This is a genomic window from Ramlibacter sp. GS1-15 (assembly GCF_057785015.1).
The window spans coordinates 3014966-3035527 of the sequence record NZ_JBYNTU010000001.1; the positions used below are offsets into that span (position 1 = coordinate 3014966).

General features: G+C 68.5%; 19 protein-coding genes. 10 read left to right on the forward strand and 9 right to left on the reverse strand.

Annotated features, from left to right (window positions below):
- The first annotated feature begins 26 nt into the window (after positions 1-26).
- Genes ileS through AC3EF3_RS15065 form a run of 3 tightly spaced genes read left to right on the forward strand, consistent with a single transcriptional unit; the run spans position 27 to position 5102 of the window.
- A complete protein-coding gene (gene ileS / locus AC3EF3_RS15055) occupies positions 27-2882 on the forward strand; it encodes an isoleucine--tRNA ligase (protein WP_488532956.1) in 2856 nt (951 codons plus the stop codon).
- Entirely contained in the window at positions 2882-3385 is a 504-nt protein-coding gene (gene lspA, locus AC3EF3_RS15060) for a signal peptidase II (protein ID WP_488532957.1), read from the forward strand. Before ileS ends, lspA begins: the two co-directional genes overlap by 1 nt.
- 40 nt (positions 3386-3425) lie before the next feature.
- A complete protein-coding gene (locus AC3EF3_RS15065) occupies positions 3426-5102 on the forward strand; it encodes a Na/Pi cotransporter family protein (RefSeq protein WP_488532958.1) in 1677 nt (558 codons plus the stop codon).
- A 7-nt stretch (positions 5103-5109) separates the two neighbouring features.
- Here AC3EF3_RS15065 and AC3EF3_RS15070 read toward each other — a convergent pair whose 3' ends face one another.
- Both AC3EF3_RS15070 and AC3EF3_RS15075 read right to left on the reverse strand, forming a co-directional pair.
- Complete coding sequence (locus AC3EF3_RS15070) at positions 5110-5487, reverse strand: response regulator (RefSeq protein WP_488532959.1); 378 nt, start codon at positions 5485-5487, stop codon at positions 5110-5112.
- Positions 5488-5659: 172 nt separating this feature from the next.
- On the reverse strand, positions 5660-6640 hold the full coding sequence (locus AC3EF3_RS15075; RefSeq protein ID WP_488532960.1) for a quinone oxidoreductase family protein: 981 nt from the start codon (positions 6638-6640) through the stop codon (positions 5660-5662).
- A gap of 57 nt (positions 6641-6697) precedes the next feature.
- Here AC3EF3_RS15075 and AC3EF3_RS15080 point away from each other — a divergent pair, with 57 nt between their 5' ends.
- Complete coding sequence (locus AC3EF3_RS15080) at positions 6698-7600, forward strand: DMT family transporter (protein ID WP_488532961.1); 903 nt, start codon at positions 6698-6700, stop codon at positions 7598-7600.
- Positions 7601-7605: 5 nt separating this feature from the next.
- Here the strand turns inward: AC3EF3_RS15080 and AC3EF3_RS15085 are convergent, their stop codons facing one another.
- Positions 7606-8514 (reverse strand): LysR family transcriptional regulator, encoded by a 909-nt coding sequence (locus AC3EF3_RS15085; protein WP_488532962.1) that lies wholly within the window; start codon positions 8512-8514, stop codon positions 7606-7608.
- An 83-nt stretch (positions 8515-8597) separates the two neighbouring features.
- Here AC3EF3_RS15085 and AC3EF3_RS15090 point away from each other — a divergent pair, with 83 nt between their 5' ends.
- The 4 genes from AC3EF3_RS15090 to AC3EF3_RS15105 are packed head-to-tail and all read left to right on the forward strand — an operon-like array spanning position 8598 to position 12982.
- Positions 8598-9380 carry a substrate-binding domain-containing protein gene (locus tag AC3EF3_RS15090; RefSeq protein ID WP_488532963.1) on the forward strand — a complete coding sequence of 261 codons (783 nt, stop codon included), beginning with the start codon at positions 8598-8600 and terminating at the stop codon, positions 9378-9380.
- Positions 9377-10780, forward strand: a complete 1404-nt coding sequence (gene tcuA, locus AC3EF3_RS15095) for an FAD-dependent tricarballylate dehydrogenase TcuA (RefSeq protein ID WP_488532964.1) — start codon at positions 9377-9379, stop codon at positions 10778-10780. Before AC3EF3_RS15090 ends, tcuA begins: the two co-directional genes overlap by 4 nt.
- Entirely contained in the window at positions 10767-11963 is a 1197-nt protein-coding gene (gene tcuB / locus AC3EF3_RS15100) for a tricarballylate utilization 4Fe-4S protein TcuB (RefSeq protein WP_488532965.1), read from the forward strand. The genes tcuA and tcuB overlap by 14 nt, the downstream gene beginning before the upstream one ends.
- Before the next feature lie 29 nt (positions 11964-11992).
- Positions 11993-12982, forward strand: a complete 990-nt coding sequence (locus tag AC3EF3_RS15105) for a tripartite tricarboxylate transporter substrate binding protein (RefSeq protein WP_488532966.1) — start codon at positions 11993-11995, stop codon at positions 12980-12982.
- Here the strand turns inward: AC3EF3_RS15105 and AC3EF3_RS15110 are convergent.
- Together AC3EF3_RS15110 and AC3EF3_RS15115 are read right to left on the reverse strand one after the other, a co-directional pair.
- Positions 12954-13913, reverse strand: a complete 960-nt coding sequence (locus tag AC3EF3_RS15110; protein WP_488532967.1) for a sugar kinase — start codon at positions 13911-13913, stop codon at positions 12954-12956. The two genes, AC3EF3_RS15105 and AC3EF3_RS15110, sit on opposite strands and share 29 nt — an antisense overlap.
- Positions 13885-14682: an SDR family oxidoreductase gene (locus tag AC3EF3_RS15115; RefSeq protein WP_488532968.1), complete on the reverse strand. Its 798-nt coding sequence runs from the start codon at positions 14680-14682 to the stop codon at positions 13885-13887. Before AC3EF3_RS15115 ends, AC3EF3_RS15110 begins: the two co-directional genes overlap by 29 nt.
- A gap of 36 nt (positions 14683-14718) precedes the next feature.
- On the opposite strand from AC3EF3_RS15115, the gene AC3EF3_RS15120 reads away from it, so the two are divergent.
- Complete coding sequence (locus AC3EF3_RS15120; protein ID WP_488532969.1) at positions 14719-15318, forward strand: SH3 domain-containing protein; 600 nt, start codon at positions 14719-14721, stop codon at positions 15316-15318.
- Positions 15315-16265: a M48 family metalloprotease gene (locus tag AC3EF3_RS15125; protein WP_488532970.1), complete on the forward strand. Its 951-nt coding sequence runs from the start codon at positions 15315-15317 to the stop codon at positions 16263-16265. Before AC3EF3_RS15120 ends, AC3EF3_RS15125 begins: the two co-directional genes overlap by 4 nt.
- Positions 16266-16275: 10 nt before the next feature.
- Here AC3EF3_RS15125 and AC3EF3_RS15130 read toward each other — a convergent pair whose 3' ends face one another.
- The 4 genes from AC3EF3_RS15130 to AC3EF3_RS15145 all read right to left on the reverse strand — a co-directional run bounded on the left by AC3EF3_RS15130 (position 16276) and on the right by AC3EF3_RS15145 (position 20540).
- A complete protein-coding gene (locus tag AC3EF3_RS15130) occupies positions 16276-17130 on the reverse strand; it encodes a DMT family transporter (RefSeq protein WP_488533806.1) in 855 nt (284 codons plus the stop codon).
- A 38-nt stretch (positions 17131-17168) separates the two neighbouring features.
- A complete protein-coding gene (locus tag AC3EF3_RS15135) occupies positions 17169-18449 on the reverse strand; it encodes a DUF3422 family protein (RefSeq protein ID WP_488532971.1) in 1281 nt (426 codons plus the stop codon).
- Positions 18450-18529: 80 nt separating this feature from the next.
- On the reverse strand, positions 18530-20041 hold the full coding sequence (locus AC3EF3_RS15140; RefSeq protein WP_488532972.1) for a tripartite tricarboxylate transporter permease: 1512 nt from the start codon (positions 20039-20041) through the stop codon (positions 18530-18532).
- A gap of 10 nt (positions 20042-20051) precedes the next feature.
- Positions 20052-20540 carry a tripartite tricarboxylate transporter TctB family protein gene (locus tag AC3EF3_RS15145; protein WP_488532973.1) on the reverse strand — a complete coding sequence of 163 codons (489 nt, stop codon included), beginning with the start codon at positions 20538-20540 and terminating at the stop codon, positions 20052-20054.
- Between the last annotated feature and the right edge of the window lie 22 nt (positions 20541-20562).

The following is a 20562-nucleotide window of genomic DNA, read 5'->3' on the forward strand; positions in this document are numbered from 1 at the left end:
AACCCTTCACCGCTTTCGAGGCTCCCATGACAGACAAGACCGATTACCGCGCCACGCTCAACCTGCCCGATACGCCGTTCCCGATGCGCGGCGACCTGCCCAAGCGCGAACCCGCCTGGGTGAAGGAGTGGGAGGACAAGGGGATCTACCAGAAGCTGCGCGCCGCCCGCTGCCAGCACGAGAAGTTCGTGCTGCACGACGGCCCGCCCTACGCGAACGGGCAGATCCACATGGGTCACGCGGTCAACAAGATCCTGAAGGACATGATCGTCAAGGCGCGCCAGCTCAAGGGGCTGGACGCCGCCTACATTCCGGGCTGGGACTGTCACGGCCTGCCGATCGAGAACGCCATCGAGAAGAAGTACGGCCGCAACCTGTCGCGCGACGAGATGCAGGCCAGGAGCCGCGCCTACGCGACCGAGCAGATCGCGATCCAGATGGGCGACTTCAAGCGCCTGGGCGTGCTGGGCGACTGGGAGCATCCGTACCGCACGATGGATTTCGTGAACGAGGCGGAGGAGATCCGCGCGTTCAAGCGCGTGATCGAGCGCGGCTTCGTGTACCGCGGCCTCAAGCCCGTGTACTGGTGCTTCGACTGCGGCTCCTCGCTGGCGGAGTTCGAGATCGAGTACGCCGACAAGAAGTCGCAGACGCTGGACGTGGGCTTCCTCGCCGACCAGCCCCGGAAGGTGCTGGATGCATTCGGGCTCGACACCGCGCCGAAGAAGGACATCTTCGCGGTGATCTGGACGACGACCGCGTGGACCCTCCCCGCCAACCAGGCGCTGAACCTGAACCCGCAGATCATCTACGCGCTGGTCGACACGCCGCGCGGGATGATCATCGTGGCCGAGTCGCTGGTCGAGGCCGTCCTCAAGCGCTACAACCTGCACGGCAAGGTGCTGTCCACCGTCGAAGGCGAAGCGCTCGCCGGGCTGAAATTCCGCCATCCGCTCTATGACGCCGATCCGGGCTACAAACGCCTGTCGCCGGTGTACCTGGCGGACTATGCGACCGCCGAGGATGGCACGGGTATCGTCCACTCCTCGCCCGCCTACGGCATCGACGACTTCAATTCCTGCATCGCGCACGGCCTGAAGTACGACGAGATCCTGAACCCGGTGCAAGGCAACGGCTCCTACGCACCCGATTTCCCGCTGTTCGGCGGCCAGAACATCTGGAAGGCCGTGCCGGTGATCATCGAGAAGATCAAGGAAGCGAATCGCCTGTTCGCCACCGAGACGATCACGCACAGCTATCCGCACTGCTGGCGCCACAAGACGCCGGTGATCTACCGCGCCGCGGCGCAGTGGTTCATCCGCATGGACGAGGGCGAAGGCGTCTTCACCAAGGACAAGGCGCCCAAGACGCTGCGCCAGATGGCGCTCGACGCGATCGAGGAAACCGGCTTCTTCCCGGAAAACGGCAAGCAGCGTCTGCACGACATGATCGCGGGCCGGCCCGACTGGTGCATCTCGCGCCAGCGCAGCTGGGGCGTACCCATCCCCTTCTTCCTGCACAAGGATTCGGGCGAGCTGCACCCGAAAACCATGGAGATCATGGACATCGCGGCCGAGATGGTCGAAGCCGGCGGCGTCGAGGCGTGGAGCAAGGCCAGCACCGAGGAAATCCTCGCCAGGGTGGGCGCGGCCGCCGACGCGCCCCATTACACCAAGTCGAGCGACATCCTCGAGGTGTGGTTCGATTCGGGCACCACGCACACCACGGTGCTGAAGAAGTCGCACGCGGGCGCCGGCCACGAGACCGGCCCGGAAGCGGACCTGTACCTCGAAGGCCACGACCAGCACCGCGGCTGGTTCCACTCCTCGCTGCTCACGGCCTGCGCGATGTACGGTCGCGCGCCGTACCGCGGCCTGCTCACGCACGGCTTCACGGTCGATGCGCAGGGCCGCAAGATGAGCAAGTCGCTCGGCAACGGCGTCGATCCGCAGGAGACGACGAAGAAGCTGGGCGCCGAGATCATCCGCCTGTGGGTCGCCGCTTCGGATTACTCGGGCGACATCGCGGGTGACGACAAGATCCTCGCCCGCGTGGTCGATGCCTATCGCCGCATCCGCAACACGCTGCGCTTCCTGCTGGCCAACACCAGCGATTTCGATCCGGCCGGTGATGCCGTGGCCTTCGGCGACATGCTCGAGATCGACCGGTACGCGATCACCCGCGCGGCGCAGTTCCAGGCGGACGTTCTGGACCACTTCGAGGTCTATGAGTTCCATCCGGTCGTGGCCAAGCTGCAGGTGTACTGCTCCGAGGACCTGGGCGCGTTCTACCTGGACGCCCTGAAGGACCGGCTCTACACGACGGCGCCGAAGTCGCTCGCGCGCCGCAGCGCGCAGACGGCCCTCTGGCACATCACCCACGCCATGCTGCGCTGGATGGCGCCGTTCCTGTCCTTCACCGCCGAAGAGGCGTGGAAGCTCTATGGCAACTCGGAGTCGATCTTCTTCGAGACCTACTGGGAATTCGGGGACACCGAACCCGCCCTCCTGGACAAGTGGACTCGCATCCGCGCCGCGCGCGAGATGGTGAACAAGGAGATCGAGACCTTGCGCGAGGCGGGCCGGGTCGGCTCGTCGCTGCAGGCCAACGTGGAAGTCACCGTGCCGATGCACCAGCATCCGGAGCTCTTCGAAGCGCTGGCGAGCCTGGAGGACGACCTGCGGTTCGTCTTCATCACGTCGAAGGCGGCGGTCGATGCCGGCGAGCAAATGAACGTGCGCGTCGAGCCGTCACTGGGCGTCAAGTGCGAGCGCTGCTGGCACTGGCGCGAGGACGTGGGCATCGATCCCGCGCACCCGCTGATCTGCGGGCGCTGCGTCGCCAACCTGTTCGGCGAAGGCGAAGCGAGGAAGTTCGCCTGATGGTGCGCGGCAATTCGGGCGACGCCTCCCTGTCCTGGCTGCCGTGGTTGCTGCTGGCCGCCGGCGTGTTCATCGTCGACCAGTTCACGAAGGTCCTGATCCTCGGCTACTACCGGCTCGGCGACACCACCTACGTCACCAGCTTCTTCGACGTCGTGCGGGCCCACAACACCGGCGCGGCATTCTCGTTCCTGCATTCGGCCTCGGGCTGGCAGCGCTGGTTCTTTACGGCGATCGGGATCGCGGCCGCGGTGTTCATCATCTGGCTGCTGCGCCGGCATGCGGGGCAGAGGCTCTTCTCGTTCGCCCTGGCCTGCATCCTGGGCGGCGCGATCGGCAACGTCGTCGACCGTCTCGTGCATGGCTACGTCGTGGACTTCATCCAGGTCCACTGGGGCACCGTCTACTACTTCCCCGCCTTCAACGTTGCCGACAGCGCGATCACGATCGGCGCGGCCTGCCTGATCCTCGACGAACTCTTTCGGGTGCGGCGCTCGGGTTAACCCACAGGCGCGCGGCGGGGCGTATAGTTGACCCGCAGAGATGAAGCATTTGTTGAATCTGCTGGCGGCCATCGCGCTGCTGGTCTGGGGGACACAACTCGTACGCGCCGGCATCCTTCGGGTCTTCGGCGCCAACCTCCGCAACGTCCTGGCACACAGCGTGGCGAACCGCTGGGCCGCCGCCATCTCGGGGCTCGGCGTCACCGCGCTCCTGCAATCGAGCACCGCCACGGCGCTGATCATCTCCTCGTTCGTCGGGCAGGGCCTGGTCTCGCTGGCGATGGCGCTGGCCATCATGCTCGGCGCGGACGTCGGCACGAGCCTGATGACGGTCGTGTTCTCGTTCGACCTGTCGTGGCTGTCGCCGTTGTTCATCTTCATCGGCGTGGTGCTCTATGTCTCTCGGCAGGCAACGCCGGTCGGCCGGGTGGGCCGCATCCTGATCGGGCTGGGCCTGATGCTGCTCGCGCTGCGGCTGATCGCGCAATCCACGCAGATCATGACGCAGTCGCCGGCCGTGAAGGAACTGCTCGGCTCGATCTCCCACGACCTGCTGCTGGAGATCACCGTGGGCGCTTTCCTCGCCCTGATCGCCTACTCGAGCCTGGCCATCGTTCTGCTCACGGCGACCATGACGGCCTCCGGCCTGGTGCCGCTGGATTCCGCGATGGGGCTCGTGCTGGGTGCCAACCTGGGCAGCGGCCTGCTCGCCGTGCTGACCACCTCGCACTCCAGCATCGAGGTGCGCCAGGTGCCGGTGGGCAACCTGGTGTTCAAGGCGATCGGCGTGCTCGTGCTGGCGCCTTTCGCGGGCTTGTGGCTCACGCACGCGCGGCCCTACATCCACGACGCCGCCACGGTGGTGGTGCTCGCGCACCTGTGCTTCAACCTGGTGGCCTCGCTGTTGTTCATCGGCTTCACGCAATCGGTCGCGCGCTGGGTCGAACGCTGGCTGCCCAAGCCGGACCGTGCGCTGGTGGCGGGCCGCCCGCACCACCTCGACGTCTCCGCGCTGGCCACGCCGTCGCTCGCCATCTCCTGCGCGGCGCGTGAGGCGCTGCACCAGGCCGACGTCGTCGAGACCATGTTGGTGGGCATGCTCACCGTGATCAAGACCAACGACCTGCGGCTGGCCGAAGAACTGCGCAAGCTGGACGACGACGTCGACGAGCTCTACTCCGCCATCAAGTACTACCTGACCAAGATCTCCCGCGAGGCGCTGGGCGAGGAGGAAAGCCGCCGCTGGACGGACATTATCAGCTTCACGATCAACATGGAGCAGGTCGGCGACATCATCGAGCGGATCATCATCGACATCGAGGACAAGAAGATCAAGAAGGGTCGCAGCTTCTCGGACGCGGGGATGGCCGAAATCTGCGAGCTGCACGCGCGCCTGATCGACAACCTGCGCCTGGGCATGAGCGTGTTCCTCAACGGCTCGGTGCGCGACGCGCAAAAGCTCCTCGAAGAGAAGGCGCGCTTTCGCGACCTGGAGCGCGCCTACGCGGCCACGCACCTCACCCGGCTGACGGGCAACACGGTGCAGAGCATCGAAACGAGCTCGCTGCACATCGACCTGATCAGCGACCTGAAGCGCATCAACTCGCACATCTGCTCGATCGCGTACCCGATCCTCGACTCGGCCGGCGCGCTCGCGCCCAGCCGCCTGCGCCAGCAAGAGGGCGCGCCCGACGGCGCGATGCTGGTGCCGAAGTGACGCGTCCTCAGTGCTCGGTGCGCACCGACACGCAGTAATTCACCAGTTCGTCGAGCTCGGTCGATTTGTCGAACACCGCGTCGGCGCCGAGCTGTACACAGCGCCAGCGGATGTCGTTGCTCGCGTGGTTCGACAGCACGACCATCTTCTGCGCGGGGCTGCGTGCGCGGCACGCTTCAAGGATGTTGAGCCCGTTGCCGTGCTTGAGGAACAGGTCGATGATTGCGAGGTCCCAGTAGCCGTCGTGCTCGGTCAGCCACTGCTTGCCTTCTTCCTCGGTCTCGGCCGTGCCGACAGGCTCGACCATGGCAAGTTCCTGCAGGGTTTCGATGAGGTTGTCGCGGATTACCGGGCTATCCTCCACGATGTAGGCACGAAACGTCATGCATCCCACTCTAGCGCGCTACGGCCGGGCAGTGTGCCGTCCCTCGTCATCAGCACTTGTAGGAACGCGCTGCGGCGCGCACGTCACATCGCGGATTGCGACAACACCCGGGCCGCCTCCCGCGTGAATCCTTCACCCAGCAGTCGCCCTGCGACTGCCGGCGCCCGCAGGCTCACAATGTAAAGATGGTCGAACCCGTGGTCTTGCGCGCCTCGAGGTCGCGATGCGCCTGCTGCGCGTCCTCCAGCTTGTAGCGCTGGCCGATGCGGATCTTCACCTTGCCGCTCGCCACCACGTCGAACAGGTCGTCGGCCATCTGCTGCGTCGCTTCGCGCGTCGCGATATGCGTGAACAGCGTCTGGCGCGTCACATAGATCGAGCCCTTCGGGCCGAGGATGCCGGGCGCGAACGGCGGAACAGGGCCGGAAGAATTGCCGAAGCTCGCCATCAGTCCGAGCGGGCGCAGGCAATCGAGCGACTTGTCCCAGGTGTTCTTGCCGACCGAGTCGAACACCACCTTCACCCCGCGGCCCGCGGTGATTTCCTTGACGCGCGCGAGGAAGTCCTCCTTGTTGTAGTTGATCATGTGCGCGGCGCCGTTCTCCTTCGCCAGCCGGCACTTCTCGTCGCTGCCGGCGGTGCCGATCACCTCGTAGCCAAGCGCTTTGCCCCACTGGCACGCGATCAGGCCGACGCCGCCCGCCGCCGCATGGAACAGGATCTGGTCGCCCGCCTGCAGCTGGCCCAGGGGCGTGCGCTTGAGCAGGTACTGCGCCGTCAGGCCCTTGAGCATCATGGCCGCCGCGGTGTCGAAGTCGATCGCGTCGGGCAATTTGCAGACGTGCCTGGCTGCCATCACGCGGACCTCGCTGTACGAGCCGGGCGTGCTGCTCGCGTAGGCCGCACGGTCGCCCGCCTTGAGGTGAGTGACGCCCTCGCCCACCGCTTCGATGATGCCGGCGCCTTCGCCGCCGATGCCGGCCGGCAGCGGCAGCTTGTACAGCCCGGTGCGGTGGTACACGTCGATGAAGTTCAGGCCGATGGCCTTGTGGCGGATACGGATCTCGCCGGGACCGGGCTCGCCGACCGTGACGTCGACGAGTTTCAGGACTTCGGGACCGCCGACTTGTTCGATCTGGATGGCGCGAGTCATGTTGTTGTCCTCTTTAAAGAAAGCGGCGCCATCGTACGGCTAAAGTGGCGCCCTCGCATGGACTCCAGACTTGACCTTCGCACCGCCGCGTTATTGACAATCCCGCCACTGCTTTGGGCGGGCAATGCGGTGGTTGGCCGGCTCGTCATGGGGCTCGTTCCGCCGATCACGCTGAACCTGCTGCGCTGGGCGCTGGCCTTCCTCATCCTGCTGCCGCTCGCCGGCTGGGTCGTGCGCAGGGACAGCCCGCTGTGGCCGCACTGGAAGCGCTTCGCCCTCCTGGGTCTGCTCGGCGTGGGCTGCTACAACGCGCTGCAGTACCTCGCGCTCAAGACCTCTACGCCGCTGAACGTGACGCTGGTCGCCGCGAGCGTGCCGATCTGGATGCTGATCGTGGGCGCGCTGTTCTTCGGCCAGCGGATCACGCCACGGCAGATGATCGGCGCCGTGCTGTCCATCGGCGGCGTGCTGGTGGTGCTCAGCCGCGGCGACTGGGAAGAGCTGGCGCAGGTGCGGCTGGTGCCGGGCGACTTCTACGTGCTGCTCGCCACGCTGGCGTGGGCCTTCTACAGCTGGCTGTTGATCCGCCCGGGCGACCCGCCCGAAATCCGCCGCGACTGGGCCGCGTTCCTCATGGCCCAGATGACACTGGGCCTGGGCTGGTCGGCCCTGTTCGCGGCCGGCGAATGGATGACGGGCGACACCCACATCGAATGGGGCTGGCCGCTCGCGGCGGCGCTGACGTATGTCGCGATCTTCCCGGCCGTGATCGCGTACCGCAGCTGGGGACTGGGTGTGCAGCGCGTCGGGCCCACGATCGCCGGCTTCTTCTCCAACCTCACGCCGCTCTTCGCCGCGGTGATGTCCACCGCATTCCTGGGCGAGCCGCCGCGCGTGTATCACGCGCTGGCGTTCGTGCTGATCGTCGGCGGGATCGTCGTGTCGTCCCGAAAAAGCTGAACGCATCAACGCGCCGTGTTCCGCGCCAGCAGCTTCCTGAGATGGTCGTAGAAGCGCTGCGCCACCGGCGTGAGCCGGCGGCCGTGCAGTGTGAGCAGCCCGATCTCGCGCGCGAGATGAACGTCGGCCAGCTTCACGGCGGCCACCGATCGGTGGCTGGGCGGCAAGGCCATCGACGGCACGATGCCGACGCCGAGGCCCGCTTCCACCATCGCCAGCAGCGTGGCGACATGGCCCACCTCGAGCCAGGCCTGCGGTGAACGGCCGGATGCGGTGAAGTAATCGTCGAGTACCTGCCGGTTGCGGCTGGTCCGCGCGACCGAAAGCCAGGGCTGGCCGGACAGGTCGGCCAGCTTGAGCGTGCGCTTGCGCGCGAGCGGGCTGTCGCGGCGGATCGCGAGCACGTACGGGTCCCGCCAGAGGGATTCGAACTGCAGCGCCGCGTCGGGTGCGCCCGCGAAGCCGAAGGCGAAGTCGGCCTCGCCCGAGACCACGGCGGCCGCGACCTCGTTCATGCCCTCGTCCATCACGCGGATGCGCACGCGCGGCATGGCGGCGCAGAACGACTGGATGGCCTGCGGCATGAAGGTCACGGCGGCCGTGGGCAGGCAGGCGATGGTCACCCGGCCGGCATGGCGCGCCGAGATCTCGTGGATGCCCAGCACGGCCGATTCGAGGTCGTCGAGCGCGGCGCGTGCCCTCTCGAGGAACGCCTCGCCGACGCGTGTCAGACGCACGTCGCGCGTCGTGCGCGTGAACAGGCGCGCGCCGAGCAGTTCCTCGAGCCGGTCGACCCGCCGCCCGAGCGCCGGTGCGGACAGGTGCAGGTGGTCGGCCGCCGCCCGGAAGCTGCCCTTGTCGGCCACGGCCACGAAGGCCTGGAGCTGCTGCAGGTCGAAATTGATGCGTGACACGCAACAATTGTATTGAACATTGCACTTGTTGCAGCAACCGCCGGGCGCGATCATCCGCGCTCCCCACCCCCCGGAAACCGTCCATGTCCGCACGCACTACCCTGGCCCGCCTTCTCGCCGCCGCCGCGCTCTCGCTGGCCGGCGCCGCTTTCGCCGACCCGCTCGTGGTCGCTTCCTCCGGCGGGTTCGCCGCCGCCTACAAGCAGCTCGTGCAGCAGTGGCAGAAGGAGCCCGGTCACGAGGTCCGCTCCGAATGGGGCCCGTCGATGGGCCAGACCCACAACGCGATCCCGGCGCGCCTCTCGCGCCACGAGCCGATCGACGTGGTGATCATGGTCGGCGACGCGCTCGACAAGCTGATGGCCACGGGCCAGCTCGTGCCCGGCAGCAAGGTGGCGCTGGCCGATTCCACCATCGCCTGCGCGGTGCCGCAGGGCGCCGCCAAGCCCGACATCCATACCGTCGAAGGCCTGAAGGCCGCGCTGCTGGCCGCGCGTTCGGTCGCCTGGTCCGACAGCGCGAGCGGCGAATACATCGAGCGCGAGATGCTCGACAAGCTCGGCATCGGCGAGCAGGTGCGGCCCAAGGGCCACAAGATTCCGGCCACGCCCGTGGGCGAGATCGTGGCGAAGAAGGAAGCGGACTTCGGCTGCCAGCAGCGCAGCGAGCTGCAGCCCGTGGCGGGCATCGAGATCGTCGGCGACCTGCCCCAGGAAGTGCAGTACGTGACGCCGTTCTCCGCGGCCGTCGTGGCATCGAGTGCCCACCAGGACGAAGCGAAACGCTTCCTCGACTTCCTGTCTTCGCCCGCCAATGCGGACGTGATCCGCGCGACGGGCCTGGTGCCCAAGACCCAGAAACGATGATCGACGTGCTCGTGGTCGGCGGCGGCAACGCCGCGCTGTGCGCCGCGCTCACCGCGCGCGAGGCCGGCGCGAGCGTGCTGATGCTGGAGGCCGCACCGCGCGAATGGCGCGGCGGCAATTCGCAGCACACGCGCAACCTGCGCTGCATGCACGAGGCGCCGCAGGACGTGCTGCAGGACGCCTATCCCGAAGAGGAATTCTGGCAGGACCTGCGCAAGGTCACCGGCGGCGCCACCGACGAGAAGCTCGCGCGCCTGGTCATCCGCGCCTCCTCGACCTGCCGGCCCTGGATGGCGCGGCACGGCGTGCGCTTCCAGCCCTCGCTGTCGGGCACGCTGCACCTGTCACGCACGAACGCGTTCTTCATGGGCGGCGGCAAGGCGCTGGTCAATGCGTACTACCGCAGCGCGCAGGCGCTGGGCGTGCAGGTGCGCTATGACGCGCCGGTCGAGGCGATCGAGATCGACGACGGCCGCTTCGTCGCCGCGCGCATCGGCAGCGAGCGCATCGAGGCCCGCGCCTGCGTGCTGGCCGCCGGCGGCTTCGAGTCGAACCGCGAATGGCTGCGCGAGGCCTGGGGACAGAATGAGTGGGACGAATGGCCCGCCGACAACTTCCTGATCCGCGGCACGCGCTTCAACCAGGGCGTGCTGCTGCGGCGGATGATGGCCGCCGGCGCGGACATCGTCGGCGATCCCACCCAGGCGCATTGCGTGGCGATCGACGCGCGGGCGCCGCTGTACGACGGCGGCATCGTCACCCGGGTGGACTGCGTGTCGCTCGGCATCATGGTCAATCGCAATGGGCAGCGCTTCTATGACGAGGGCGAGGATTTCTGGCCCAAGCGCTATGCGATCTGGGGCCGGCTGGTCGCGCAGCAGCAGGGGCAGATCGGCTACTGCGTCATCGACAGCCAGGCGATCGGCCGCTTCATGCCGCCGGTGTTCCCGGGCGAGAAGGCCGACACGCTGCCGCAGCTCGCGCGCCAGCTCGGCCTGTCCGAAGAGGCGTTCATGCGGACGGTGTCGGAATTCAACGCCGCCTGCCGACCCGGCACTTTCGACCACACCGTGCTGGACGATTGCGCGACCGAGGGACTCGCGCCTGCGAAATCGCACTGGGCGCGGCCCATAGCCACGCCGCCCTTCTACGGGTACGCGCTGCGGCCCGGCATCACTTTCACCTATCTCGGCTTGAAGACCAACGAACACGCCGCCGTGCACTTCGGCGGGCAACCCAGCGACAACCTCTTCGTCGCGGGCGAGATGATGGCCGGCAACGTACTCGGCCGCGGCTACACGGCGGGCGTCGGCATGAGCATAGGCACCGCCTTCGGCCGCATCGCGGGCGAACGCGCAGCGCACGCCGCGCGCAGGGAGGCGTCGCATGCGGCAGCTTGAGGCGCTCACGCGCGAAGCCGCCTCGCTGGCGGCGGGCACGGCGCCCATCGGCCCGGCCGAAACCGAAGCCGCGCGCCAGCTCCAGATCTGCAATGCCTGCCGCTACTGCGAAGGCTTCTGCGCGGTGTTCCCGGCGATGACGCGCCGGCTCGAGTTCGGCCGCGCGGACATCCACTACCTGGCCAACCTGTGCCACAACTGCGGTGCGTGCCTGCATGCCTGCCAGTACGCGCCGCCGCACGAATTCGCGGTGGTGTTCCCGCAGGCAATGGCCAAGGTGCGGGCCCGCACCTACGAAGACTACGCGTGGCCGGCGCCGTTCGCCGCCCTGTACCGCCGCGCGGGCCTGGCGACGGCGCTGGCGCTCGCCGGCGGCCTGGCGCTGTTCCTCGTGCTCGCGGTGCTGCTGGCGGGCGAAGGCTTGACCCAATCGCACGGCGCGAACTTCTATGCCGTGTTCCCGCACAACTTCATGGCCACGCTGTTCGGGCTGGTGTTCGTCTTCGCGCTGGTGGCGCTGGGCGTCGGCGTGCGGCGCTTCTGGCGCGACATCTCGCCTGCGCGCGATCTGCCCGGCGCACAAGGGCCGCTGCTGGCCAAGGCCCGCGCACCGGCCGCCGCGGAGACGGCGCGCGACGTCGCCCGCCTCACTTACCTCGACGGCGGGCATGGCGACGGCTGCAACAACGCGGACGACCGCTATTCGCTCGCGCGCCGGCACTTCCACCATCTCACGTTCTACGGTTTCCTGCTGTGTTTCGCGGCGACCTGCGTGGCGACCTTCGAGCATTTCGTGCTCGGCCTGCATGCGCCGTATCCGCTCGCGAGCTGGCCCGTCGTGCTGGGCAGCCTGGGCGGCCTCGGCCTGCTCGCCGGGCCGGCCGGCCTGCTGTGGCTGAACTTCGCTCGTCACCCGATGCATGGCGACGCACAGCAACGACCGATGGACCGCGGCTTCATCGCGTTGCTGCTGCTGACCAGCGGCACGGGCTTCGCCCTGCTTGTCCTGCGCCACACGGCTGCGATGCCGCTCGCACTCGCGATCCACCTCGGGGTCGTGCTGGCCCTGTTCGTCACGCTGCCCTGGGGCAAGTTCGCGCACGGTGCGTATCGCACCGCGGCGCTCGCGAAGCACGCCCTCGAGAAACGCCTGCCAAGCCGGCTGCAAGTCGGCAACGATTGATCCAACTCTCAACCCATGAAGGAGACACCATGCCATCCCTGAACCGCGCACGCCGCGCCATCCTCTGTGCCCTCGCCTGCGCCGGCCTGGCCGCGGGGCTGGGGAACGCCCAGGCCGCCGACGCGTGGCCCAGCAAGCCGGTCACGCTCATCGTCCCGTTCGCGGCCGGCGGCACGACCGACATCCTGGCGCGCATCGTCGGCCAGAAGCTCTCCACCGCGCTCGGCCAGCCGGTCATCATCGAGAACAAGGCCGGTGCGGGCGGCACGCTGGGCGCCAACGTGGCAGCGCATGCGCCGGCCGACGGCAACACCTTCTTCCTCGCGACGATCGCCCACGCGATCGCACCGGGCCTGTACAAGAGCCTGCCCTACGAGTTCACGCGCGACCTGGCGCCGGTCGGCCTCGTGGGCTCCGTGCCCAACGTGCTCATCGTGCACCCCTCGGTGCCCGCGAGGAACGTGCAGGAGCTGATCGCGTACGTCAAGGCCAACCCCGGCAAGGTCAACTTCGGCTCGGCCGGCCCCGGCAGCACCGAGCACCTCGCCGGCGAGCTGTTCCGCTCGATGACCGGCACGCAGATCACGCACGTGCCCTACAAGGGCGGCGCACCGATGATGGCCGACCTGGTCGCCGGGCAGATCCAGATGGCGCTGGAGACCAGCCCCTCGGCCGCGCCGCACGTGCGCGCGGGCAAGGTGCGCGCTCTCGCGGTGACCTCGGCGAAGCGCTCGAACGCCTATCCCGGCGTGCCGACACTCGCCGAAGCCGGCGTGCCGGGCTACGAGATGACGACGTGGTTCGCCTTGATGGCCCCGCACGGCACGCCCGCGCCCGTGATCGAGCGCATGCACAAGGAACTGCAGGCGGCGCTGCAGGCCAAGGACGTCGAGGCCAAGTTCGCCGACCAGGGCGTCACTGCCGGCGACATGACGCCGCAGCAGCTGGACGCCTTCATCCGCAGCGAGACGGCGAAGTGGGCGAAGATCGTCAAGGAGTCGGGCGCGAAGGTGGAGTGACCAGCGCCGCGCGCACCTGCTGTGCGCGCGGGATCGGATCGACCGCCCCGTAACCTTCGGTCGACAGCGCGGCCGCCGCCGCCGCGTAGCGGCCCGCGCTGCGCAGATCGTCGCCGGCGATCAGCCGCGCGACGAACGCACCGCCGAAGGTGTCGCCCGCGCCGGTCGCGTCCACCGGCTTGCACGGATGCGGCGCGATGCGGTGCCGCTCCTGCGCATTCGCGACGAGCGCCCCTTGCGACCCCAGCTTCAGCGCGACGACCTGCGCGCCCAGCGAGAGGCAGTGATCGACCAGGGCCTCCGGCTCCGTGATGCCGGTGATCGCCGTGATGTCGTCGAGGCTGGGCAGGCAGATGTCGCAGCGGCGCATGACGTCGGTCATCACCGCCCGCGCCCGGTCCAGCGGCCAGAGCTTGAGCCGCAGGTTGGTGTCGAAGGACACCTTCACGCCGGCCGCGCGCGCGATGTCGACGGCCGCCTCGCACGTATCGCATGCCGAGGCCGAGATCGCCAGGCTGATGCCCGACAGGTGCAGCACCTTCGCCGATTCGATCGCGGCGCGCGGCAATTGGGCGGGCGTCATGCGGCTCGCGGCCGAGCCGGCCCGCAGGAAGCTGAACTCGTGCCCCTTGGGGCCGTGCGTGACGAAGTAGATCCCGGTGAAGGCCGCAGGATCGGTCGCCACGTGCGAATGGTCTACGCCTTCGCGCGACCACAGCTCGCGCAGCATGCGGCCATGGCTGTCGTCGCCCAGCGCCGAGATGTAGCCGGCGCGCGCACCCTGCCGCGCGGCGGCGATGGCGAAGTTCGACGTGTCGCCGCCGAAGCCTTGCAGGTACTGCCGGCCGCCGCCCTCGCCCGTCTGGTTGAACTCCACCATCGCCTCGCCGAGGGCGAGGACGTCAATAGGTGCCGGGGTAAGCGCCGCCATCGATCAGCAGGTTCTGTCCGGTGATGTAGCTCGCGTGCGCGCTGCACAGGAACGCGCAGGTGGCGCCGAACTCCTCGGCCGTGCCGAAGCGCAGCGCCGGGATCGTCTTGCGGCGAAGTTGGGCGATCTCCTCGATCGGCTTGCCCGTCTTCTTGGCCGCACCTTCCATCGTGCCGCGCAGGCGGTCGGTGTCGAAGGCGCCGGGCAACAGGTTGTTGATCGTCACGTTGGCCGAGGCGAGCTTGCTCGTGCGCGCCACGCCCGCGACGAAGCCGGTGAGGCCGCTGCGCGCGCCGTTGGACAGGCCGAGGATGTCGATCGGCGCCTTCACCGCACTCGACGTGATATTCACGATGCGCCCGAAGCCGCGCGCGGCCATGCCGTCCACGGTCGCCTTGATCAACTCGATGGGCGTGAGCATGTTCGCATCCACGGCCTTGATCCAGGCCTCGCGGTCCCAGTCGCGGAAGTCGCCGGGCGGCGGCCCGCCCGCATTGGTCACCACGATGTCGAAGTCACGCCGCAGGGCGAAGACCTTCGCCCGCCCTTCGGGCGTGGTGATGTCGGCCGCCACGGATTGCACCAGCGCGTCTTTCGGGCGCAACGCGTCGGCGGTGAGCTTCTTCACAGCTTCTGCGAGCGCTTCCTCACCGCGGGCGACGAGCAGCACGTTCGCTCCCTCGCGGGCGAGCGCCTGCGCGCATCCGAAACCCAGTCCCTTGCTCGCGCCGCACACCAGCGCCCATTTGCCCGCAATACCCAAGTCCATGACAATTCCTGCTTTCGAAATTCAATCGGCAGAAACATGATACGTGCAGGATGCAAGGCCCTGACGAGGGCGGGCCTGGCGGCGCTGGTGATCGCCGGCACGATGGGCGTGGCGCAGGCCCAGGGAGAGCCGGCCACGATCAAGCGGGCCACCGAATTGCGCGACGGCCCGGGCGAGAGTGCCAAGGTGCTGGCGCCGCTGGCGGCCCAGACGCAGGTGCAGCGCCTGACCGAGCGTCAGGGGCCATGGGTCAAGGTCACCACCAGCGGCGGCCCCAGCGGTTGGGTCCACATGTTCGACCTGGGCCCGGCCAGCGGGACGGCCGGCAGCATCGCCTCGGGCGGCGCCGGCATGCTGCGCGCCGTCACCGGCCTGTTCTCGAAGCGCGGCGCATCGCCCATCACCACACCGACGGCCACCGTGGGCATCCGCGGCCTGAGTGCCGAGGACCTGGCCAATGCCCAGCCCAACCTGCCGGCCGTGACGCAGATGGAAGGCCTGCGCCAGAGCGAAGACCAGGCACGGCGCTTCGCGCAATCGTCCTCGCTGGCAGCGGTGCGGGTGCCCGACCTGCCCTCCACGCCCAGGCCCGGTTCCGCACCGGCCACGGCCGGCAACACGGAGTCCGCCCAATGACGCGCCGCCTCGCCTCCCGCTCCCTGGTGCGCGGCGCCCTGTGCGCCGTGGTCGCGGCGACCTTGTTCGCGCCGGCCATGGCGCAGGACTTCAGCAAGGGCCTGGGCATCCTGAACTCCGTGCTCGGCGCGAAATCCGCGTTGCCCGCGAATCCGGTGACGAACGCGCTGGCGCCATCCGGCGCCAAACCGGATGTCCTGGAGCTGGTCAAGCTGCTCGCGCAGTCGATGGAGAACATCGACGAGCCCAAGGAGATCGAGATCGGCCGCAACATGGCCGCGGTGCTGCTGGGCAGCAAGCCCCTGCACCCCGACATGAAGCTGCAGCGCTATGTCAACCAGCTGGGCCGCTGGATCAGCCTGCAGTCCGGCCGGCCGCACCTGGCCTGGCAGTTCGCCGTGATCGACGACCCGGGCTTCAACGCCTTCGCCGCGCCCGGCGGCTACGTGCTGGTGACCAAGGGCCTGGTGGACCGGGTCGACGAGGCCGAGCTCGCGGGCATCCTCGCGCACGAGATCACCCACGTGACCGAGAGGCATCACCTGAATGCCCTGCGCGTACGGGCCCGGGCCGGCCTGGTCGGCATGAGCGCGCAGGCCCTGCTGGCGCGCCAGGGCGCCGCAGCCGACGCCCTCGGCGGCGCCCTCACCGGCATGGTCCGCGATGTGTACTCGAAGGGCCTGGACCGCGACGACGAGTTCAGCGCCGACGTCGGTGGCGTGACGATGGCCGCGCGCTCGGGCTTCGATCCTTATGGCCTGCCCTCGGTCCTGCTGCAGTTGCGCTCGGTGCCCGACGACGACGGCCTGTTCGCCTTGCAGATGTCCACGCACCCGCCGGCGCAGCAACGACTGGACTACCTGGAGGCGGCCATGGGCAACCGGCTCGATCGGTATGCAGGAAAGCCGTCGGTGAGCGTCGCGCAGCGCCTGCGCCAGGTGCGCTAGCGTCCTGCCGCTAGGCGCTGCGCGAGAACACGAAGATCCCCGCGATCACCAGCACGCTGCCCGCCGCGATCCAGGCGGTGAACGGCTCGCCCAGGATCAGCACGCCCATGAGGATGGTGGAAATCGGGCCGACCATGCCCGACTGCGCGGCGAGCGACGGGCCGATGCGCTCGATCGCCATCATCACCAGCAGCACGGGCACGGCCGTGCACAGGCTCGCGTTGAGGACCGACAGCCAGAGCACCTGCGGCGCGACCGAGAGCGCCACGCCGACCGGCCGCAGCAGCAGGAACTGCACGATGCAGCAGATGCAGGCGACGCTGGTGGCGAGGCCCACCAGCCGCAGCGAGCCGATGCGCTGCACCAGCTGGCCGCTGTAGACCAGGTAGATCGCGTAGCTGACGGTGCTGGCCAGCACGAGCAGCGCGCCCAGCGCCACGTTCGCGCCTTCGAGCCGCACCTCGTGCCCGAACACCAGCGCCACGCCGGTGTAGCTGACGGCCATGCCGGCCACCTGGCGCCGCGTGAAGGTGCGGCGATACAGGAACCAGCCGAGCAGCATCACCAGCGTCGGGTTGAGGTACAGGATCAGCCGCTCGAGCGAAGCCGTGATGTACTGCAGGCCGACGAAGTCGAGGAAACTCGCGAGGTAGTAACCCGACACGCCCAGGCCCAGCACGCCGAGCCAGTCGCGCCGCGTGAGCGCAGGCTTGCCGCGGCTCGCCCACCACGCCATCGCAACGAAGAAAGGCAGTGCGAACAGCATGCGCAGCATGATCACCGTCACGGCGTCCACGTCGTAGCGGTACGCAAGCTTGACGATGATGGCCTTGCCGCTGAAGGCGATCGAGCCCGCCAGGGCCATCACCAGCCCGCTGCCCAGGCGGCCCTTGCTATCGGGCGTCAATCGTGGAACACCTTCCGGTGCAGCCGGCGCAGCGACCACCACACCGAGAACGCGACGATCGGGATGGCCACGGCCGCCGTGCTTTCCGCGCTGAACGGCCAGCCGATGGCGTGCGCGCCTTTCGCGAGGTAGCTCACCAGCCCGACGATGTAGTAGGTGATCGCGGCGACCGACAGGCCCTCCACCGTCGCCTGCAGTTGCAGCTGCAGGCCCTGGCGCTTGTTCATGGTCGCGAGCAAGGCCTGGCTGCTTTGCTGCTGCTCGATCTCGACGCGCGTGCGCAGCAGGTTGCTGATGCGCGAGACGCGCTGCGACAAGGCATCCTGCCGCCGCACCACCCAGGCGCAGGTCGCCCGCGCCGGCGACAGGCGACGGTCGACGAATTCGCCTATGGTCTGCAGGCCGGCCAGGCGTGATTCGCCGATGTCGGCGATGCGCCGGTCGACCAGCTCGAAGTACGCGGCGCTCGCGGAAAAGCGCGAGTGCGTCGCGGCGTACTGGCTTTCCACCTCACCGGCCAGCTTGGTCAGCCGGTCGAGCAGCTTCGGCTCCTCGTGCCGGCCCGCGGCGCGGATCGATTCGGCCAGCTCCGCCAGGTCCAGTTCGGCCGTGGCCAGCACCGCCGCACTCTCGCGCGCCGCCGGCAGGCCGAGCAGCGCCGCCATGCGGTAGGTGTCGATCTCGATCAGCCGCTGCACGAGGCGCCCGAGCCGGCGCGGGGTCATGCTGCCGGCCAGCACCACCATGCGCGAGAAGCCGTCGGCATGCAAGGCGAAATCGGTGTAGACCTCGGCATGCCCGTCCGCGACCGTCGAGGCGACCAGCGTGTCCTCGTGCAGGACGTGCTTGACCAGCGTGGTGCTCGCCGATTCGCGCGCGGGCAGCACCCACAGGTGCAGGCTCGCGATCAGCTCGCCCGGCAGGCGTGCCAGCCACTCCTGCGGCACCGCCTCGATCGCCGTGGCGGGCTCGCGCTCGCCGAAGCCCTCCGCGTCGGTGGCCCGCGAGAAGGTCCAGGTCACGAATTCCGTGTGCAGCTCCCAGCGCAGCCGGAACCCGCCGAGGTCCATCCGCACGTGCGAGCTGTGCGCATCGGGCTGCGGCAGGTGGTGGTCGCGCAGCAGCGCGGCCAGGTGTTCGCGGCTGGCCGCGCGGCGCTGCGCATCGGCCACCATCACGATATGCGAGATCGCCAGTGGCGGCGTCATTCCTTCGGGGGGCCGCGCGTGGATCTCGTTGTGCAGCGCCATGCGCTGCGGGTGGGTCTTCGGAAGCATGGAGGCCCCATTCTCGCAAACACCGATGACCGGAAGAAAAACGGCGCCCGCGGGCGCCGTCTCGTTTCGCGATGCTCGCCTCAGTCTTCCACGAACGCCTCTTCGCGCTTGGCCTTGATCGAGGGCAGCGCCACGATCACCAGCAGCGCGAGTGCGCCGGTCAGCAGGCCCGCGGAGAGCGGCCGCGTGACGAACACGCCCCAGTCGCCGCGCGAGAGCAGCAGCGCGCGCCGCAGGTTCTCCTCCATCATCGGGCCGAGAATGAAGCCGAGCAGCAGCGGGGCGGGTTCGCACCCGAGCTTGATGAACAGGTAGCCGATGACGCCGAAGGCGCCGACCATCCACACGTCGAAGGTGTTGTTGTTGGTCGAGTACACGCCCATCGCGCAGAACAGCACGATCGCCGGAAACAGCCAGCGGTACGGCACCGTGAGCAGCTTGATCCACATGCCGATCAGCGGGAGGTTCAGGACGATCAGCATCAGGTTGCCCAGCCACATCGAGGCGATCAGGCCCCAGAACAGCTGCGGGTTGCTGGTCATCACCTGCGGGCCGGGCTGGATGTTGTGGATGGTCATCGCGCCGACCATCAGCGCCATCACGGCGTTGGGCGGGATGCCCAGCGTGAGCAGCGGGATGAACGAGGTCTGCGCGCCGGCGTTGTTGGCCGACTCCGGCGAGGCGACGCCGCGGATGTTGCCCTTGCCGAACTCGATCTCGCCCGGTTTCGACGGCATCTTCTTCTCGAACGCATAGGACGCGAACGAGGCGAGCAGCGCGCCGCCGCCGGGCAGGATGCCCAGCATCGATCCCAGCGCGGTGCCGCGCAGCACGGCCGGCACCATCGCCTTGAAGTCCGCCTTGGTGGGCCACAGGCCCTGCACCTTGGACGTGAAGACCTCGCGGCGCTCCTCGGGCACCGACAGATTGCTGATGATCTCGCCGTAGCCGAACACGCCCATCGCCACCACGACGAATCCGATGCCGTCCGTGAGCTCCGGGATGTCGAACGAATAGCGCGCCACGCCCGAGTTCACGTCCGTGCCCACCAGCCCGAGCAGCAGGCCCAGCACGATCATCGCGATCGCCTTGATCAACGAGCCCGAGGCCAGCACCACCGCGCCGATCAGGCCCAGGATCATCAGCGAGAAGTATTCGGCCGGGCCGAACTTGAACGCGAGCTCCGTCAGCGGCGGCGCGAACGCGGCGAGGATCAGGGTGCCGACGCAGCCGGCGAAGAACGAGCCCAGGCCCGCGGCCGCGAGCGCCGGGCCGGCGCGGCCCTGGCGCGCCATCTGGTAGCCGTCGATGCAGGTGACCACCGACGACGATTCGCCCGGCAGGTTCACGAGGATCGCGGTGGTGGACCCGCCGTACTGCGCGCCGTAGTAGATGCCCGCCAGCATGATCAGCGCCGACACCGGCGGCAGCGCGTAGGTGGCCGGCAACAGCATCGCGATGGTGGCGACCGGGCCGATGCCGGGCAGCACGCCGATCAGCGTGCCCAGCAGGCAGCCGATGAAGCAATACAGCAGGTTGATCGGAGTGGCGGCGACGCCGAAGCCGGTCGCGAGGTTGGAAAAGAGGTCCATGGTCTGCCTTTCAACCGGAGATGAACGCGGGCCACACCGGGAGCTGCAGCTTGAGCAGCACGATGAAGGCGAGCCAGCTGCCGACGCACAGGACGATCGACAGGATCGCCACCTCCTTGAACTTGAACCTGTCGCCCGCGAGCGAGGACACGAAGGTCAGGCCGACGATCGCGGCGACCATGCCCATGTACGGCAACCGGATGCTCGGCAAGCCGCCCAGCAGCACGCCGAACAGCAGGTTGGCGGCGACCACGAAGCCGAGCGGCTTCCACGCCCACTGGCCGATCGGCTCGCCGTCCTCGGTTTCGACGACCAGCGATTCGAAGATGATGAAGCCGCCCAGCCCGGCGAGCACGATGCCCAGCATCAGCGGGAAGTAGCCCGGCCCCATGCGCGCGGCCTCGCCGATGTTGTAGGTGGTGGCGCCCCATGCAAACGCGATCCCGACCGCCAGGAACATGAGGCCGGAAAAGAAGTCGCGCTGACTCTTGATTCTCACGTGTCGTTCTCCTCGTCAGGAC

Excerpts from the sequence above, each read along its gene's own strand:
- ileS (WP_488532956.1), top strand. The coding sequence starts at position 27 with ATGACAGACAAGACCGATTACCGCGCCACGCTCAACCTGCCCGATACG.
- lspA (WP_488532957.1), top strand. The coding sequence starts at position 2,882 with ATGGTGCGCGGCAATTCGGGCGACGCCTCCCTGTCCTGGCTGCCGTGG.
- AC3EF3_RS15065 (WP_488532958.1), top strand. The coding sequence starts at position 3,426 with ATGAAGCATTTGTTGAATCTGCTGGCGGCCATCGCGCTGCTGGTCTGG.
- AC3EF3_RS15070 (WP_488532959.1), bottom strand. The coding sequence starts at position 5,487 with ATGACGTTTCGTGCCTACATCGTGGAGGATAGCCCGGTAATCCGCGAC.
- AC3EF3_RS15075 (WP_488532960.1), bottom strand. The coding sequence starts at position 6,640 with ATGACTCGCGCCATCCAGATCGAACAAGTCGGCGGTCCCGAAGTCCTG.
- AC3EF3_RS15080 (WP_488532961.1), top strand. The coding sequence starts at position 6,698 with ATGGACTCCAGACTTGACCTTCGCACCGCCGCGTTATTGACAATCCCG.
- AC3EF3_RS15090 (WP_488532963.1), top strand. The coding sequence starts at position 8,598 with ATGTCCGCACGCACTACCCTGGCCCGCCTTCTCGCCGCCGCCGCGCTC.
- tcuA (WP_488532964.1), top strand. The coding sequence starts at position 9,377 with ATGATCGACGTGCTCGTGGTCGGCGGCGGCAACGCCGCGCTGTGCGCC.
- tcuB (WP_488532965.1), top strand. The coding sequence starts at position 10,767 with ATGCGGCAGCTTGAGGCGCTCACGCGCGAAGCCGCCTCGCTGGCGGCG.
- AC3EF3_RS15105 (WP_488532966.1), top strand. The coding sequence starts at position 11,993 with ATGCCATCCCTGAACCGCGCACGCCGCGCCATCCTCTGTGCCCTCGCC.
- AC3EF3_RS15110 (WP_488532967.1), bottom strand. The coding sequence starts at position 13,913 with ATGGCGGCGCTTACCCCGGCACCTATTGACGTCCTCGCCCTCGGCGAG.
- AC3EF3_RS15115 (WP_488532968.1), bottom strand. The coding sequence starts at position 14,682 with ATGGACTTGGGTATTGCGGGCAAATGGGCGCTGGTGTGCGGCGCGAGC.
- AC3EF3_RS15120 (WP_488532969.1), top strand. The coding sequence starts at position 14,719 with ATGATACGTGCAGGATGCAAGGCCCTGACGAGGGCGGGCCTGGCGGCG.
- AC3EF3_RS15125 (WP_488532970.1), top strand. The coding sequence starts at position 15,315 with ATGACGCGCCGCCTCGCCTCCCGCTCCCTGGTGCGCGGCGCCCTGTGC.
- AC3EF3_RS15130 (WP_488533806.1), bottom strand. The coding sequence starts at position 17,130 with ATGGCCCTGGCGGGCTCGATCGCCTTCAGCGGCAAGGCCATCATCGTC.
- AC3EF3_RS15135 (WP_488532971.1), bottom strand. The coding sequence starts at position 18,449 with ATGCTTCCGAAGACCCACCCGCAGCGCATGGCGCTGCACAACGAGATC.
- AC3EF3_RS15140 (WP_488532972.1), bottom strand. The coding sequence starts at position 20,041 with ATGGACCTCTTTTCCAACCTCGCGACCGGCTTCGGCGTCGCCGCCACT.